This is a genomic window from Streptomyces sp. NPDC102270 (assembly GCF_044766405.1).
Taxonomy (GTDB): Bacteria; Actinomycetota; Actinomycetes; order Streptomycetales; family Streptomycetaceae; genus Streptomyces.
Map to the genome: position 1 here is coordinate 248,847 of NZ_JBIWLX010000013.1, position 14,915 is coordinate 263,761.

The 14,915-nt window shown below is 69.5% G+C and carries 19 protein-coding genes and 1 pseudogene; 3 read left to right on the forward strand and 17 right to left on the reverse strand.

Annotated elements, in window-relative coordinates:
• Window positions 1–254: 254 nt before the first annotated feature.
• A complete protein-coding gene (locus tag ACIRP7_RS27950; protein WP_403664802.1) occupies window positions 255–908 on the forward strand; it encodes a hypothetical protein in 654 nt (217 codons plus the stop codon).
• Window positions 909–1,379: 471 nt separating this feature from the next.
• On the opposite strand, the pseudogene ACIRP7_RS27955 reads toward ACIRP7_RS27950, so the two are convergent.
• The 17 genes and pseudogenes from ACIRP7_RS27955 to ACIRP7_RS28035 all read right to left on the reverse strand — a co-directional run.
• Window positions 1,380–1,508, reverse strand: a pseudogene (locus tag ACIRP7_RS27955) (MFS transporter); the annotation flags it as partial.
• A complete protein-coding gene (locus ACIRP7_RS27960) occupies window positions 1,505–2,725 on the reverse strand; it encodes an ATP-grasp domain-containing protein (RefSeq protein WP_403664988.1) in 1,221 nt (406 codons plus the stop codon). The pseudogene ACIRP7_RS27955 and the gene ACIRP7_RS27960, both read right to left, overlap by 4 nt.
• A gap of 94 nt (window positions 2,726–2,819) precedes the next feature.
• Window positions 2,820–3,158 carry a hypothetical protein gene (locus tag ACIRP7_RS27965; RefSeq protein WP_403664804.1) on the reverse strand — a complete coding sequence of 113 codons (339 nt, stop codon included), beginning with the start codon at window positions 3,156–3,158 and terminating at the stop codon, window positions 2,820–2,822.
• A 42-nt stretch (window positions 3,159–3,200) separates the two neighbouring features.
• Complete coding sequence (locus ACIRP7_RS27970) at window positions 3,201–4,439, reverse strand: MFS transporter (protein WP_403664806.1); 1,239 nt, start codon at window positions 4,437–4,439, stop codon at window positions 3,201–3,203.
• Window positions 4,436–4,951, reverse strand: a complete 516-nt coding sequence (locus tag ACIRP7_RS27975) for a hypothetical protein (RefSeq protein ID WP_037706261.1) — start codon at window positions 4,949–4,951, stop codon at window positions 4,436–4,438. Before ACIRP7_RS27975 ends, ACIRP7_RS27970 begins: the two co-directional genes overlap by 4 nt.
• Window positions 4,948–5,838: a winged helix-turn-helix transcriptional regulator gene (locus ACIRP7_RS27980; protein ID WP_403664808.1), complete on the reverse strand. Its 891-nt coding sequence runs from the start codon at window positions 5,836–5,838 to the stop codon at window positions 4,948–4,950. Before ACIRP7_RS27980 ends, ACIRP7_RS27975 begins: the two co-directional genes overlap by 4 nt.
• A gap of 30 nt (window positions 5,839–5,868) precedes the next feature.
• A complete protein-coding gene (locus ACIRP7_RS27985; RefSeq protein WP_403664810.1) occupies window positions 5,869–6,291 on the reverse strand; it encodes a hypothetical protein in 423 nt (140 codons plus the stop codon).
• Between the two features lie 11 nt (window positions 6,292–6,302).
• Entirely contained in the window at window positions 6,303–6,746 is a 444-nt protein-coding gene (locus ACIRP7_RS27990) for a hypothetical protein (protein WP_037706257.1), read from the reverse strand.
• The gene (locus ACIRP7_RS27995) at window positions 6,743–7,198 is read right to left on the reverse strand and encodes a hypothetical protein (RefSeq protein ID WP_403664812.1); all 456 of its coding nucleotides are present in this window, start codon (window positions 7,196–7,198) and stop codon (window positions 6,743–6,745) included. The genes ACIRP7_RS27990 and ACIRP7_RS27995 overlap by 4 nt, the downstream gene beginning before the upstream one ends.
• 115 nt (window positions 7,199–7,313) lie before the next feature.
• Complete coding sequence (locus tag ACIRP7_RS28000; protein ID WP_030661504.1) at window positions 7,314–7,640, reverse strand: SH3 domain-containing protein; 327 nt, start codon at window positions 7,638–7,640, stop codon at window positions 7,314–7,316.
• 199 nt (window positions 7,641–7,839) lie between these two features.
• Window positions 7,840–8,562: a hypothetical protein gene (locus ACIRP7_RS28005; RefSeq protein ID WP_403664814.1), complete on the reverse strand. Its 723-nt coding sequence runs from the start codon at window positions 8,560–8,562 to the stop codon at window positions 7,840–7,842.
• A gap of 56 nt (window positions 8,563–8,618) precedes the next feature.
• Entirely contained in the window at window positions 8,619–9,308 is a 690-nt protein-coding gene (locus ACIRP7_RS28010) for a hypothetical protein (RefSeq protein ID WP_403664816.1), read from the reverse strand.
• Entirely contained in the window at window positions 9,305–9,778 is a 474-nt protein-coding gene (locus ACIRP7_RS28015; RefSeq protein WP_403664818.1) for a GNAT family N-acetyltransferase, read from the reverse strand. The genes ACIRP7_RS28010 and ACIRP7_RS28015 overlap by 4 nt, the downstream gene beginning before the upstream one ends.
• 29 nt (window positions 9,779–9,807) lie before the next feature.
• Complete coding sequence (locus ACIRP7_RS28020; RefSeq protein WP_403664820.1) at window positions 9,808–10,524, reverse strand: DUF3631 domain-containing protein; 717 nt, start codon at window positions 10,522–10,524, stop codon at window positions 9,808–9,810.
• Window positions 10,521–11,006, reverse strand: coding sequence for a hypothetical protein (locus tag ACIRP7_RS28025; protein ID WP_403664822.1), 486 nt, complete (start codon window positions 11,004–11,006; stop codon window positions 10,521–10,523). The genes ACIRP7_RS28020 and ACIRP7_RS28025 overlap by 4 nt, the downstream gene beginning before the upstream one ends.
• Window positions 11,003–11,653 (reverse strand): DUF4913 domain-containing protein, encoded by a 651-nt coding sequence (locus ACIRP7_RS28030; protein ID WP_403664824.1) that lies wholly within the window; start codon window positions 11,651–11,653, stop codon window positions 11,003–11,005. The genes ACIRP7_RS28025 and ACIRP7_RS28030 overlap by 4 nt, the downstream gene beginning before the upstream one ends.
• Window positions 11,654–11,821: 168 nt before the next feature.
• Window positions 11,822–12,577, reverse strand: coding sequence for a DNA methyltransferase (locus ACIRP7_RS28035; RefSeq protein WP_391179732.1), 756 nt, complete (start codon window positions 12,575–12,577; stop codon window positions 11,822–11,824).
• Between the two features lie 524 nt (window positions 12,578–13,101).
• Here ACIRP7_RS28035 and ACIRP7_RS28040 point away from each other — a divergent pair.
• Window positions 13,102–14,217, forward strand: a complete 1,116-nt coding sequence (locus tag ACIRP7_RS28040) for a C40 family peptidase (RefSeq protein ID WP_403664826.1) — start codon at window positions 13,102–13,104, stop codon at window positions 14,215–14,217.
• A gap of 139 nt (window positions 14,218–14,356) precedes the next feature.
• The gene (locus tag ACIRP7_RS28045; protein WP_403664828.1) at window positions 14,357–14,722 is read left to right on the forward strand and encodes a hypothetical protein; all 366 of its coding nucleotides are present in this window, start codon (window positions 14,357–14,359) and stop codon (window positions 14,720–14,722) included.
• Window positions 14,723–14,915 lie beyond the last annotated feature (193 nt).

Sequence of the window (14,915 nt, forward strand, 5' to 3'; positions counted from 1 at the left end):
ACCTTGGACGGTGCGGATGCTCGGCACGTTCGTGACAGGGACTACGCGCGGGTACCAGCCCCCCCGGCGCCTTCGTCATCGAGCAATAGTGCGACACCGGTTGATGCCCACGGGTACGGGTATGACCCAACTCAGGGGTGATGAAGGTGACGAGCAGCACGACAACGCCACCACAGGGGTCAGGGGAAGAACCGTCGGCCGCGGGAGCGTCGGCTCAGACCGTCGCAGTTTCATCCCAGGCCAATGCTGAACCGGTGGACTACCGTGCCAGAGAGAGTCGCCATTCCGGGCTGAACGCCTGGGGAACGGCCTTTGCCGGGATCGCTGCTTTGATGACGGTATTCACCGCTGCAGCGACATCGTACGTTGCGCTGGCTACATATCAGGAGCAGCGCCAACAGGAGGCAGAGCAAAAGAAGAATGCAGATGTGGATTTTGCCCAGAGAGTTGAATTCGTAACTGCCTTAGACGGGTCCGTCACGCTCGACAACCCGAATCCCTTCGCACTGAGTTACGTGATATTTCGCGTCACCGCGAGAGAGCAGGCCGAGGGGACGACCCTCTTAACCAACATCAACTCCGATCCTATGCTACTGCCAGCATGCAGCTACGTAAGAGCCGACTTCGCAAGTGCCATGGCGCATGCTCAAGAACTCGAGATCCCATCCGATCTCGCCAAACAGAAGCAAAGTGGGCGGCCGAGCGCCTACTTTGAGGATCGCAACAGCAAGGGGTGGGTCTCGAGCGGAGACACTGCTTTCGTGAGTAGATCCTATGACGAATTCAATCGACGCGAGAGAGGAGATCCCGCCACTGTGGATCTACAGACATGGGTTTGGAAGCCAGACTTAACTATCCGCCCCTCGGCTGCGTGGGTCAAATTCACGAAATCCCCCAGGTGCAAGTAAGGAAGTGTCCTGCACATCGCTTAGGTGACGATGTACAGGATGAACCAACCGGAGAAACCGAACCAGGCGACGGCGAAGACGGTACTGCGTAACATGCGTGAGCGAGTGCAGAACAGGCGGCACGCGATGACGAAGACGGCAGTCCAGATAATCCCAAATAGGTTAGTGCAGGCGGCATCGGCAGGCGATCGGCATGAACGGTCGCCGGCGTACCGGAGCTGGAAGCCGTCTGAGTCGATAACCTCGAAGCTTTCGACGGGGAGCGCCTTGGCCTCGTGCGCGTACTGCCTCGGCGCTAATTTCTGTACGCCAACTGCTCACACCCGTGCTTCATAGGCGAGCCGGGGCAGGCGGCGCCGCCTGCCCCGGCTCGCCTATGAAGCACCCACCGTCGCTGAACAGTTCACTGCGCTACTGAACCAACCGCTGAACTGTTTCGTGCGCGACTGAACCACTCAGCGCTGTTCAACACACCTCGGCGGTGTTCTGAACGGCCGGCATGCGTGCGCCCCAGACGGCCATCACCACACCCAAGCCGACAAAGTACCCGGTCAGCAGCCGGCGGCTGCGCGCCAGCTCGGGCCCCGCGGTCTGGTTCACGCGGCGTGCTGCCGGGTGACCGGGGCTGCCTGCGCGACCGCAGCCACCTGGACGTCGAGGTTGCGGTACGCCTCCTGGGCGCGGGCTTGGGCGATGGTGGCGGTCGGCCCGGTGGTGATCAGGTAGCCGATGCGAGCGGTGAACAGATCGCCCCCGTCCTGCGGCAGCACGAGCTGGTCGCCAGCCTGTCGCTGGAAGCGCACGCGCTCCACTCCCCTTGTGGGTTCCGTGACACGGCGGCCGGTGAGGGTGCCGGAGTAGGCGGGGTAGATGAAGCGGATCGCCGCGGCCTGGTGGCGAGTCGGCGTCAGGTCGGGAGTACGTCCGCAGGCGATGTCTGCGGCGGCACAGGCGAGGTCGACGCCGGTAGCCAGGTGGACGAGGTGGCTGATCATGTCGCCTGCGAGGCGGGCGTTGACCTCGATGAGGCGGGGGCGGCCGTCGACCACGCGGATCTCGACGTGGCTGACGCCGTCGGTGACACCGAGGGCGTCGATGGCCGCGACGGCGGCCGGGGCCACGGCGGCAAGGAGCGGGTCGTTCGCGTCGACCACGTGCGCCAGTTCCTCGAAGTGGGGCGGCATGCCGACGGTCTTGCGGGTGACAGCGGCGACAGTGGTCTGTCCCTGGTGGGTGACGCACTCGACGCTCACCTCCGGGCCGTCGAGGTATTCCTCGACCAGGACCTGTGTGCTCTCCACTCCGTGGCTGGCGGTCTTGGCAGCGAAGGCGTACGCGGCCTGCAGCTGGTCGGCGGTGTCGACGCGGATGACGCCCATGCTCGCGGCGTGCGCAGCGGGTTTGAGGACGACGGGGAAGCCGATGCGCCGGGCTGCATCGGTCGCCTCGTGCTCGGTGCGCACGCTGACGGAGGCGGCGGAGGGCACCCCGTGGCGGGCGAACAAGCTACGGCTCGTGTGCTTGTTGCGGCAGCCCTGGAGGGCCTCCGGAGCGGTGGTGGGCAGGCCGAGCCGGCGGGCCAGTCGGGCGACGGTGATGAGATACCACTCGGTCCACGTCATCACGCCGGCCAGCGCGTGCCGTTCGGCGAGCGCGTGCCCGGCCGCGGTCAGCGCCGCCTGATCGGCGGGGTCGGCGACCTCGTAGTCGAGGAGGAGCTCCTTCTCCCAGGTCGGCTCGGCCCCGGAGATCAGGACGACGTCGTAGTGGGTGGCGACGTTCTGAAGGCAGGTGCCGCGATACGCCTGGGCCTCCATGTCGGAGGCAGCAACGACCAGGACGACGGGGCGAGAGGACAACAAGGCTCCAAACAGTGCAGGGGAACGGAGAGCTGAGGCAAGGGGGCCTGGGTCAGGGGGTGCGGCGGCGCCGCAGCTCGAAGGCAGACGCCCACTGGGGGTGGTCCTCGATCAACTTGCGGGCGTACAGGGCGGTGAAGGAGTTGTTCAGTCCGCGCACGCCCGCGGGCAGCTGCCAGCGCAGGTCCTCGAACAAGGCCTTGAGCCCGACCCGGGTGGCGCCGGCGGCGAGTCGGTCAGCCGTCAGGCGCTCCAGGGCTCTGTAGACGTACGGATGCTCAGCATCGAAGGCCAAGAACCGGTCGGTCAGCGTCGGGCGCGAGCCCGCTCGAAACGACGCTCGGGATACCGGCAGGGCGTAGGGGTCGGCAAGGGTGTGGGACGTGGGCATGGCGGCGGTCTCCGGTGGTGAGCGGGAGGGTGACCGGGCGGGTCAGGCGCAGGAGGTGCGCAGGGCGGGGGTGGTGCGCAGCCGGGCGAAGGCGGCGACAAGGCCCAGCGCCTGCAGTGCGGCGCAGATGGTGATCACGTGGCCGAGCTGGGCGGGCGGCACGGTGGCGACGAGGACACCGGCGAGGGGGAAGGGCAGCAGGAGCAGCAGGATGGTCAGCGACAGGGTGGCGCCGAACACCGGTTCGGGGATGAGGCGAGAGCGCAGGGTGCGCAGCACGACGGTCATGCCGCCCTCGCCGGCCATGAGGACAGCGATCAGGGTGAGATAGCTGCCGTAGGTGTCGGCGAAGGAGATGGCCAGGCACGCCAACGCGGCGATCGTGGCGGACACGGCGCCGATCGGCCACAGGCCGAAGCGGTCGATCGCGCGGCGGCACAAGGCGACCGCGAGGAGAGAGGCGACGGCGGCTGCCGACCAGATGAGCCCCACGTCAGCCGTGGAGTGTCCGAGCTGTTTGACGATGATCACTGGGGTGGCGGCCTGCAGCAGGCCGACGGTCAGGTTGGAGACGGTCAGTCCGGTCACCAGCCAGCCGAGGGCCGGTAGCGCGCGGAGGGTCGACCAGCCGGTGTGCAGCCCCTTAATGACGGGCTGCGGCGCGGTGGGCTTGCTCCGGTGGCACTGGCGCGGGGCCAAGACGCTGGTGAGCATCGAGAAGGCGGCGATCACGATCAGCATTCCGGTCGCGCCGGCCCGCTGCAGGAGCAGCCCGGCGAGTGCGGGGCCGATCAGCGTGGCGAACTGGTCGATGCCGAGTAGCACCGACTGAACGCGGTGGGCGCGGGCGCCGGCCTCGCGGCCGGCGACTCCGCCCGCGGTCTCGGCCGCGATGTAGGAGCATTCCGTGAGGATCCCGGTGGACGCGGCGAGCAGCATGACGGTGGCCGTCGCGCTGAGGCCCGCCTGCGTTGGCAAGATGAACGCGGTGGCCAGGACAACCACGGCCCGGCCCGCAGAGGCGAAACGGAGTACGGCGGTGGTCCCGTGGCGGTCGACCAGAACCCCTGCGAAGGCGAACGAACCCAGTCTCGGCACCCATTCCAGCGCGAACGCGAGGCCGGTCAGGGTGGCCGAGTTGGTGGTGGCCAGTACCAGCAGCGGGATGCCGTAGGTGGCCATGGCGAACGCTGCGGCGTCCGTGCTGCGCGGCAGGTAGATGCCGCGCAGCAGAGTGGGGACCGGGCGACGGGCATGCCAGGGTCCGACACGGGATCTCACGCAGCGCGCCCCGATTCCTCCGCCGCACAGGAGGAGCGGGCGATGTCCTGGCGCAGGACGCGGGGGTACGCCGTAAGCCACTCTGACAGCGCCGCGCGCGGAGCCGACGGTTCGGTCGCTGCTCCGGATTGCCCCGGGCCGCCGTCCTGCATCTGGAAGGCGTGCTGGACGCGCGCGACGAAGTCACTGGTGCGGCTGGGGAGTTGGTTGGTTCGGGCCCAGCATGCTGCGGTGTCGTACACCTCGGCTAGGTCCTTGCCGCTCGCGGTGAGCTGGTAGCGGGCCAAGGCGTGTCCGCGGGCGTGGATGAGGCCGAGGTCGCGTGCGGTGTCGATGGCGTGGCGCAGTTGTCCATTGGTGAGGTCGCCGAGGGCGCCCTGCAGGCTGCCGCGTTGACGACTGATTGGGCCGTTGTCGTCGATCTCGGTGATCAGGCGTATAAGGCCGGGCAGGGACAGGGTCCGGATCGCGCGGCGTTCGCGCAGGACGCTGGTGGGCAGGGCGGCTGTCATCGGCGCGGGCCTCCTGCCGGGGTGATGGGGCGGGCGGGTATCTGGTGGGAGAAGAGGTCGCTGGACTTCCACGCCGGGCCGTCCGGAGGCGGGGTGGTTGCCAGGGCAGGGGCGGCAGACGATGCGGCCGGAATGGCGGGTGCCGGAAGGCGCGTCGGGGTGGTCGCCCACGTGCCGGAGCGGGTCTGCGACGGGGCGGTCCCCGGTCGGCGAAGCGGGTCGGCCCCGGCGGACGGGAGGACAGCCCACGTAGTGATGGCCTGGAAGACGGGGGCGAGTGCCTGGCCGCTGGCGGACAGCTGGAAGTCGCCGCTGCCTGTGACCGTGACGAGGCCGTCGGCCACCAGTCGGTCCAGGGGCTTGTAGACAGCAGTCAGCCCGTATCCAGGCATAGCCTCGGTGGCCAGGGCCTTGGCGCTCGCACGGCCCCGGGCCTGCAGGGTCATAAGGATCGGGGTGGCGTGCCGCGGGGCGATCAGAGTGATCGTGTCGTCGATGTTCTGGGCCGGAGGGATCCGCTCGGGCTCCAGCTCACCGGTGGTCTTGCTCGTGACGAGCTGCTTCTCCAGGTAGGTGTCGCCCCAAGAGGCGATCACGGCCAGGACGGGGAGCAGCTCGGCACCGCGGCCAGTGAGGCCGTAGGTGACGTGGCGCGGGGCGTACTCCGTGCGTTCGACCACGCCGGCGTTGGTGAGGTGGCGCAGCCGGGGGTGGAGCTGGCCGTCGGCGAGCCACGGCAGCCGGGGTTTGATCTCGGCGTAGCGCAGCGGCTGGGAGGAGAGGGTCATCAGCACCCACACGCTCCAGCGCGGGGCGAGCAGATCCAGCGTCTTGGTGACGCTGGAGTAGTCGTTCGGGGTGGTGGGGGGCTGAGCGGTGGTGGCCAAGGATGGGGCTCCTCAAGCAGTGCGGGCAGATCAGCGGGTGCGGGAGGCGGCGGTCGCCGGGGCGGCGGGTACGGGTACAGCCGGCGGTGGGGTGTCGGGGGCCGGTGCGCGGCGCAGTCCCGCCAGGACCGCGCCGGTGTTCTTGGCGTAGGCGTCACGGGCGGCGACGGACTCGGCGATACGGCGGGCGCAGTCGACGATGTGACCGGCGGCAAAACGGCCGATCTCCCGCTCAGGGGTGATGAGTTCGCGCAGCCTCTCCAGCTGGAAGGCGATGCTGCGCTCAGCGAGCACCAGATCGCTGTGACTGCCGGTGAGCGCGGCGAGCAGGGTGGCATCGGGGGTGCTGTCGGCGAGCGCTTCGAGCTCACCGAGCGACTGTCCGTACAGCGCCTCGATGCGCTGGGCGATGATCTCGGAGATGGCGTGGGCGGTGGCGTCGGGCTCGGGCAAACGGCGGGCTTTCAGGGGCGACGGGTCCGCACCGCCCCGGCACGGTGGGTTGCCGGGGCGGGCGGAGCAGTGGCGGTGATCTTCGGTTGGGCGAACTGCACCGGCTGCGCGGGGCGTTGATCGGGAGCGGGCATGGTCCGCAGGAGGTCGTCGAGGGCGGCGACGTAGCCGTCCCGGCCGGCCAGGGCCGCTTCCAGCCACTGGGCGTCCCAGCGCAGGTCCTCGGCGGACAGGTCGCCCAGGTCGCGGTCGCAGGACATCGAGGCGTGGACGCGATCACGTACGCGGACGACCTGCTCCTCGGCGACCGCGAGAAAGCTGCGCAGTTCCAGCGCACGGTGGAGGGCGGCGCAGACCTCAAGATGGGCTGCCTGCGCATACAGCTCGGCGACGGAGGCACCGAACGCCTCCTCCAGCGCGGTGTCGCGGCTGGTGGACTTGTCGATGACGCTCATCGCGTCACCCCGCGCGTCGGGATACCCCGCTCGCCGGGCAGCGCGGGCGCCGAGGTGGGCAGCGCCGGAGCGCGGCGCGCGGCGGGGCTGGCACCACGCCAGGCGCCAGGCCCGCGCTTGCCAGGGGCGACGGGGTCGAGGAGGTAGTTCACGACCATCACGCGACCATCACGTGCAGTGACAGCGGCGTTGACCTGGTGCGCCAACTCCATGACAGCGTCGTCGAGTTCGCCCGGCTGCGTGCCGAGTGCCTCGACGAGCGCGTCCTCCGCGGTGTCGAGTGCGTTCTGGGTTTCGGCGAGCAGGCCGTACCAGTGCACGACACTGGTGGCATCGGGGTTGGCCTGTGGTGCCGCCTGAACCGCCCGGCGCAGATCGGCGAGAGGCATCTGGAAGCGGTCCTCGATCCGCTCAGTGACGACGCCCATCACGTCCTCGCTGAACTCGGGCACGGAGAGGCTCCTTTCATTCGCTGTTCGGGGGCGGAAAAATGCACTGCAAATCCAGTCCGTGCGGGAGCGGTCCGCGAACCCCGGTTGCCGGATAGGGGAATTGGGGTCCGGTCTGTTAGTCCAGGCACATGGCTGTGTCGCGGTAGACGTACGTTCCGGACACCCACCCCTTTACGCCGGTGGTCTTGTCCGTGATGTAGCGCCAGTTCCCGCTGCTCTTGTGGACGGTGAACTTGTGGCTGCGGTAGAGCACGCCGAGCGCCGTGGACTTGGAGGACGCCTTGGAGCGGATCGTCACAGCCTTCGCGTGCACCTTGTACGGGAGCGGCTTTGCCGAGCAGCTACTGACGGCGGGTGCAGCACTGGCTGTGGGGATGGAGACGAGCGGGAGAGCGAGCGCGCCGAGAACGGCGGCGGAGACGGCTATGCGGCTGGTGCGCATGGGGAATTGACCTCCATGGAAACGGGGAAGGGAATGCGGAAATGAACCCGGGCTGATGCCGTGCGGGCCGAGAACAAGAGTCCGGAGAATCCCCGGTTTCGGTAACCGGGGATTGCGTGCTATGTTCCGCGCCGCCCAGCTCAGGGCAGCCGGCATTTCACCGAGCGGGGAAGGGGAAAGCCGGTGGGTAGCCGCGAATTCAGCGGCTCGGACCGCGCGGTGGAGCGGGGCGCGCGGGCAGAGCGGGGACGCCCGGAGCGGTGGTGTGGCGGGCTGGCGGTGATGCGGCCGGCAGCGGGATCGCCTCGCCGTTCCAGTGCGCTTCCCACCACTGGGTGGCTGCCTCGAAGGTGGCGAAGGCGCCCTCGCACAGGGTGTGCGTCCACGCGTCGGTGTCGACCTCTTCGAGCAGGACCCGGAACGGCAGTGGCGCCTTCTCGTCGATGGCGCGCAGCAGCACGGTGGTCTCCATCGGCTCGGCGTCGTGCGTGTAGCTGGTCAGCAGGGCGAAATGGTCGCCGTCGCTGCGCAGTCGCTTCTCCAGGGCGCGCGTGGCCTGGTTAGCGGGTGTGGTGCCCATGCCGTCGGGCAGGAGGATCTTGTCCTCGGGGCAGCCGCGGGCGATCAGCCAGGACTGGGCCATGGACGGCAGCGGCAGTTCCTTGTGCGTGAAGCGGAAGGTGCGCGCCGCCGAGTCGCGTTTGAGGTGCAGGGCGATCAGCTGCGGTTCCCCGGGGATGCCCCAGGTGACGGCGCGGTTGTGCATCACGTAGAAGCTGTGCTCGCCATCCTCGGTGTGGTGCTCGGCCAGCAGGGTGAGCATGTCCTGCTCGATGGTGATGTGCTGCCAGAACTGGTCGGCGACGTGGTCGTTGACGGCTTCGTAGCCGTCGAGGCGGAAATCCGGGTCGTTGGTGGGCATCGGTGCTTTCGGTGCGACGGCGCCATGGGCGCCGTAGGCAGGGCGTGTTGAGCTGTTCAGCGACGCAGGTGTGCGGGAGCGGGTGATGACGCTGGCCGGGGCGACGACGTGGTGCCAGGCGGACCTGCGGGGCGCGGGGCGGCAAGGACGGCCCGGCCGGCGTCGGTGAGGGTGACGGGCTGGCCGGCGTGCACTGGGTGGGAGGTGTCACGGTCCACGAGGCCGTTCGCCTGCAGGCGCTGCAGCTGGGCGTAGGAGATGCGGGTGCGGGAGGGGGTGGCCACGGCGAGCCGGTGGGTGACGAGGTTCTCGTGGAGCTTGGCGCCCTGGGCGATGGCGAGCAGGGCCGCGAAGTCTCTCGTCGGCACCTGCCGTGGCGCCTGCCGCGGGGCGGCGGCCTCGATCGGCTCCAGCGCGGCGGCGGCCGTGGCCTGCTCGGCGTCGCGCTCGTCGATGGCATGCGCCAGCTGGTCGACCGTGCGCTCGATCCGGGCGAACAATGCCTGATCGACGGGGAATTCGCCGGACACCAGGCGGGCGAGACGGGCGCGCTGGAAGGTGACGTCCCGCTCGGCCCGGACGAGGCCGCGGTGAGCGTCCGCCAAGGCCGCGTGCGGTGCGTCGAGGAGACCGTCGTCGCGGTGCCGCCACAGTTTCTCGATGCTGCGCCCCACGGCCGTCTCGATCCGCTGGTCGAGCACGGTGCTCGGGTGGCGGTCGGGCGAGGGTTCGGGGGGTGAGGTCATGTCGGAGCGGTTCGTGTGGGCGGGAGAGTGTCCGAGGCGTGTGCGTCCAGGGCGATGCGGACCTCGACGTAGGGGCCGTCGCGGGTGTGCCGGGTCGGCCCCAGACGCTCCAGGAGCCGGAGCATCGGCGCGTTGGACGCCTGCGTGAACGCGGTGAGGGTGCGCGCCCCGCGCGTGCGGGCGATCCGGGCCGCCTGCCGGACCAGGGCCGTTCCGATGCCCTGCCGGTGGCGGTCGTCGGCGACTTGAAGTCCGAGGTCGACGACGCCGGGCTCCCCGCTGACGGGCCCGACGCAGACGAGGGCCAGTGGCCGCTCGTCCGCGTCGAGTCCGATCCAGCACTGCGCCTGGGCGAGCAGCCGTGTCAGATCACGGGGTGTGAGGCGGGTGCGGCCCCAGCGGCGCAACAGGCTCTGTTCGGAACACTGCGCGTGGAAGGCGGCGACCAGGTCCCAGTCCGCCGCTGTCACCGGGTGCGTACGCGCGAGGGCGGGGTGGGTCAGCAGGAGCAGTCCGGGCGGGCGGCCAGTAGGTCGCCGCGCTGGTAGGCCCGGTATCGGCTGCCGCCGGCGGCGCGCGGCTTGCGGGACTGGACTCCGTAGGGTCGCAGGAGAAGGGCAAGCCGGACCGGGGTGAGGTCGGCGTAGCGCCAGCGTCCATCGGCCTCGCCCGGCAGCTCGCGCAGGCGCGCGACCAGCTCCGCGGTGCTGACGTACTCGTCTGCGCCCAGGACGTCGAAGACGTCGAGGCAGGCGTGGACGATCGTCCTCAGCCGGTTCGGGCAGGTCAGGAACTCCTCGCACGTGGCCTCGTGGAGGCCGTCGAAGCCGTCGAAGTCGTCGGGACCCTCCAGATCCTCGAAGTCGGGATCGAGGTCCGGATCGAAGTCGGGCTCTTCGTCCTCCACCGGCTCGTACTCGCTGGGCGGTGCGGGCTGGTACGCAGCCTCACAACAGCAGGAGGTGGACAGCAGCGCGCTCAACTCGGCTCCAGCTGCCATGCGTTCGATCAGCAGGTCGGTGAGCGTGTCGAGCTGCTCGGTGGCACTGACGTGGGCGGGACGGTCGGCGCCGGATAGGGCGGCGAGCTGCCGGTCGAGGTCCTGGATCTCGACGAACACATCGACGATGGCGCGGTGGTGCGGGTTCTCGGAGACATCGGCCGGCGCCAGTACGGCGGCGGCGACCTGGTCGATCAGGGTGGGGAACTGCGTCAACGAACGGGGCCCTTCAGGGTCGGGGGCAGTGCGGGTCGGGGAAGGCCGGGCATCGCGTAGGGCGGTGGTCCTGGCTTGGGGATGGGCCGGCGCGCTTCCAGCTGCGGCGAGCGGGTGCGGGCCGCGTGGGTGCGCTCGCCCAGGGGCCGTCGGGTGATGCCGAGGCGGGCGCGGGCGGTGTCGTACACGTCGTGCGCCTCCCGCGGGCGTACGGCCACGACGTGGATCTCGGTGGTGTGCGTGTAGTTGGCAGGCGCCGGCCGCTGGGCGTAAACGATGCGCCACGCATTGCGGTGATCGACGTAGACCTTGCGGCATCCGGCGAGATCTCGGGTGAGTTTGGCGCCGAACAGGCGGGCGTTGACGACGTCCTGGAGCTGGGCGAGCGCCAGGTCGCGGATGTCGCTGGGGGCCTGGAGAAGGTCGGTCAGGGCGCGCGGGTCGAAGGAGAGACCGAAGGCGGGCCGGTCGTGGCCGCTCATCCGGCCCCCTGGCCGGGTGCGCCGTTCTCCTCTGACGCTGCGGTTTCGGCGGTGGTCCGACTCGATGGCGGCGGGCCGGGAAGCAGGCGGTGGGCGGGTCGGTCCGGATCGGTCATGCACGCGGACAGCGGCCCGCCGGCAGCCCTGACCGTGGCCATGGCGTGGGTGAGGAAGTCCCGGTGCCAGACGAACAGGCCGGACAGACCGGCCTCGGGATCCTTGTGCTGCTGGTAGGCCAGCCACAGGGCGTGGAGCCAGGCGACGACGTCGGCGTGTTCCTGCCACTGCTCGCACCACGGGGCGGCGGTGGTGATCTCCGCCCCGTAGACCCGGACGAGGAAGTCATCCACCCAGTCCGACAGCGCGTCGAGTTCGTCTTCGTACTCCACGCCCTCCAGCTCCAGGATCGGGCGGGGCTCCGGCGGGACGGGCTGCGGCGGCAGGCCCGCGAACCCCGGCATGCCGAAGGCGCCGAACGGTGAGTCCGTGGGCGGCGGTGCGGAGGCGAGGCTGTCGAGCTGGCGGGCCTGCTCGGCAGATTGGTCCAGCAGTCTGCGGACGCTCGCCTCAATGCTCTCCAGATCGGACTCCGGCAGCCGGACCGGTTCCGTCTCCCCGTCCTCCGGGGGGTCTATGGATTCAGGCACGAAAAGGGCCTCCTTGAGCCGCGGCCGTTGGGCGTGAATTGCGGCTCAAACCATCCGGAGAATCCCCGGTTTCGGTAACCGGGACTGTGCTGCTATAACGCCACGCACGGCACGACCACGGCGTGACGGGCCACGCACGACAGGCCGTGCCGCGCTGCACGACAGGACTCAGGACGTGAGGGTCAAGTCGTCCTGGGACAAAGTCTGTTGCAGCGTTTCGGTGAGCCGGTCGGCGGCTATCGCGGCGTAGTGCCTGGTCTTCTCGACGCCGATGAAATCACGGCCCTCCAGCAGGGCCGCGACTCCCGTCGAGCCCGAGCCGCAGGTGAAGTCGAGCACCGTTCCGCCGGGCGGGGAGATCTGCACCAGCTCACGCATGACGGAGACGGGCTTCTGCGTGATGTGCTGCCGACTCTTGCCCGACGGCTGCGAGGCGCTGTACAGGCCGGGCAGGTAGACCGGGTTCCTGGAGGCGTCGATCGGTCCGTTGCTGGCCCAGACGACGAATTCGCAGTTCTGGGTGAAACGTCCCTTCTGGGGGCGGGCCTGCGGCTTGTGCCAGGCGAGCACGCCCCGCCAGAGCCAGCCGGCGGCCTGGATGGCATCCGTGGTGATCGGCAGCTGCCGCCAGTCGGTGAACAGCAGCGCCGTGCCGCCGACCTTGGTGAGCCGGTGTGCCTCGGTCATGATCTGGGTCAGCCAGAAGCCGTACGACCGCTGATCCATGTTCTCGCCGGTGAAGTCCGGCAGTTCGTGACCTGCGTCGGCGGAGGTGTACTTCTGCTTCGCGCTGCGGGAGGTGCGCTCCTTGGCCGTTCGCCCGCCGCTGTTGTACGGCGGGTCGGTGATGACGGAGTCGACGCAGTCGTCCGGCAGTTCGGCGAGGACGCCGAGCGCGTCGCCCTGGTGCAGGGAAAAAGGCAAAGAGATACCCCAATTCGGGTCGGTGAGGTGAGGGAGAGACGCTCCGGCCCGCCTGGATAACCCGCGGGACCGCATGCGGGCAGGAAGGCACTGCGGGCCGCGCAGCGGCGGGGGCGAGGGGAGGAGCCAAAACTGTAGGGCACGATCCCCGGTTGAGCGCTATCGCCGCCGAAAACCCCGAAATAGAGCCTTGATCAGAGACGATTTCGGCAACCGGGGATCCGCCCTTAGTGTTTTGGAACTGCCCGGCAGACCACGCCGATGGCGCATCCCCGCCCCTGCCTTCGTGGAGGTATCCCCATGTCCTGGCACACCTGACCCGACGCCCCGTGCCGGTGCGAGCGGCAACTCGCGCACGTGCACCTGGGCCCCCGATTTACCCACCACCCGGCCGTCGCGCCCTTTCCTCAACGACGCACGCGCCGCCGGGACTTCACCAAGGACCTCGTTGTGACATCGCTCTACCCTCCCCTGCCCGCGCACCGATCCTCGGCCCGTGACGGCCGCCCGGGAGGCGTCCCCGATTGAAGGGCGTGGCCGCCTGCATCGGCGTCTTCGTCCTCTCTCCTCTCCTCCTCGCCGGCACGGCCATGCTGATGGCCACCAGCAGCGAGGCCGCGAAGACTACCTACTCGTCCTTCAGCTGCGTGGGCGACGTCGACACCGACACGGTCGTCGAGCAGGTCACCAAGATCCTCAACGGTGCGACCGCCAAGGACGTGCGCGTCGAGGGCCTGTCCCTGCCCGAGGAACAGATCCCCAACGCCCGCACGATCGTGGCCACCGGGATCGGCCTCCACGTGCCTAAGAAGGGGCAGATCATCGCGCTCGCCACCGCGATGCAGGAATCACGGCTGCGCAACCTGAACTCTGGCGACCGCGACTCGCTGGGTCTGTTCCAGCAACGGCCGAGCCAGGGTTGGGGCACCGCTACGGAGATCCACGACCCCGTCTACGCGAGCGAACAGTTCTACAAGCACCTGCTCGCGGTGGACGGTTGGCAGCAGCTGACCGTCGCCCAGGCCGCGCAGAAGGTCCAGCGCTCCGGCTACCCCGACGCCTACGCCGACTGGGAGGAGCTGGCGACCGCCCTCCAGAAGGCGATCGCCGCGACCTTCCCCGAAGCCGACCAGGACACCAGCGAGACGAACACCACCTCCAGTACCGCGCCCTGTGCGGCGGCCGAGGACGGCTCCGGGTACGGCACCATCCCGGAAGGGTCGGTACCGAAGGGCTACTCGATCCCGAAGGACGCCGATCCGAAGGCACGCAAGGCGATCGCCTGGGCGATGGCGCAGCTCGGCACGATGTACCAGTGGGGCGGCGCCTGCACCGCGCCGCACGGCCCCGACCCGATGGGCCGCTGCGACTGCAGCTCGCTGACCCAGCAGGCGTACAAGCACGCCGGCATCCAGCTCACCCGCACCACGTATACGCAGGTCGACGAGGGCAAGGCAGTGTCCCCCAAGACACTCAAGCCCGGTGACCTGATCTTCTCCCGCGGCAGCGCCACCCGCCCCGAACACGTCGGCATGTACATCGGCTCGGGCCTCGCGATCGAGGCACCCCGTACCGGAAAGCCTGTGCGGATCACGCCGCTCGCGGACTGGGACATCCTCGCCGCCCGCCGCGTCATCTGACCCCGGTCGGGGCGCCACATCCCCGGCACACCCCCTGACCGGGATATCCCCTGGGCCTCTTCCGAACTCACCTCGGACGGGCCCCGCAGGACCCGCCGTCCTGCCCACCCTCATTCCCCTGACAGCACGGAGCACCTACTTGATAACCCGCCACCGCACCCAGCGTGCCCTCGCGGCAGCCTCTCTGGGCCTGGCCGTCGCCGCCGGCGGCCTAGCCACCGCCAGCACGGCACAGGCGTACGACACCGGCACCACCACGATCAGCTGCAGTGCTGTCAAGATCCGCAAGGCCCCGTCGAAGACGTCCACCGTCGTGGGTATCGGCTACCGGCACGACAAGGTCGTCTACGACCAGTGGGCGTACAAGAAGGCCGAGAAGACCTGGTACACCCGCGGCACCGTCACCCGGAAGTCCGACGGCAAGCAGATTCGCGGCTACATGATCTACAACTGCGCAAACCCTTACGAGTCCAACCCGGCGCCGAAGCCGAAGATCCCGAAGTAGGGCTCCCCGGCAGCCGGTTCGGAGCCTGAGCCGACGCGCCGTCGACAGCAGCCCCGGCCCCCCTGTGGCTTCGCCCCGGCCTCGGCACGAAGGCTGCGCGTCCTCGTGCGCACCGCGTCGCCCCTTCGCGGGCGCCGACCGGGCCAGCCGTCTCCCGCACCGCTGCCGGCCTTCCTGCTCGAGGCGGTCGCCT

What these genes read in the sequence shown, in the direction of transcription:
- ACIRP7_RS27960 (WP_403664988.1), bottom strand. Translation starts at nt 2,725, where the DNA reads ATGGAGGCCCAGGCGTATCGCGGCACCTGCCTTCAGAACGTCGCCACC.
- ACIRP7_RS27965 (WP_403664804.1), bottom strand. Translation starts at nt 3,158, where the DNA reads ATGCCCACGTCCCACACCCTTGCCGACCCCTACGCCCTGCCGGTATCC.
- ACIRP7_RS27975 (WP_037706261.1), bottom strand. Translation starts at nt 4,951, where the DNA reads ATGACAGCCGCCCTGCCCACCAGCGTCCTGCGCGAACGCCGCGCGATC.
- ACIRP7_RS27990 (WP_037706257.1), bottom strand. Translation starts at nt 6,746, where the DNA reads ATGAGCGTCATCGACAAGTCCACCAGCCGCGACACCGCGCTGGAGGAG.
- ACIRP7_RS28000 (WP_030661504.1), bottom strand. Translation starts at nt 7,640, where the DNA reads ATGCGCACCAGCCGCATAGCCGTCTCCGCCGCCGTTCTCGGCGCGCTC.
- ACIRP7_RS28005 (WP_403664814.1), bottom strand. Translation starts at nt 8,562, where the DNA reads ATGCCCACCAACGACCCGGATTTCCGCCTCGACGGCTACGAAGCCGTC.
- ACIRP7_RS28010 (WP_403664816.1), bottom strand. Translation starts at nt 9,308, where the DNA reads ATGACCTCACCCCCCGAACCCTCGCCCGACCGCCACCCGAGCACCGTG.
- ACIRP7_RS28025 (WP_403664822.1), bottom strand. Translation starts at nt 11,006, where the DNA reads ATGAGCGGCCACGACCGGCCCGCCTTCGGTCTCTCCTTCGACCCGCGC.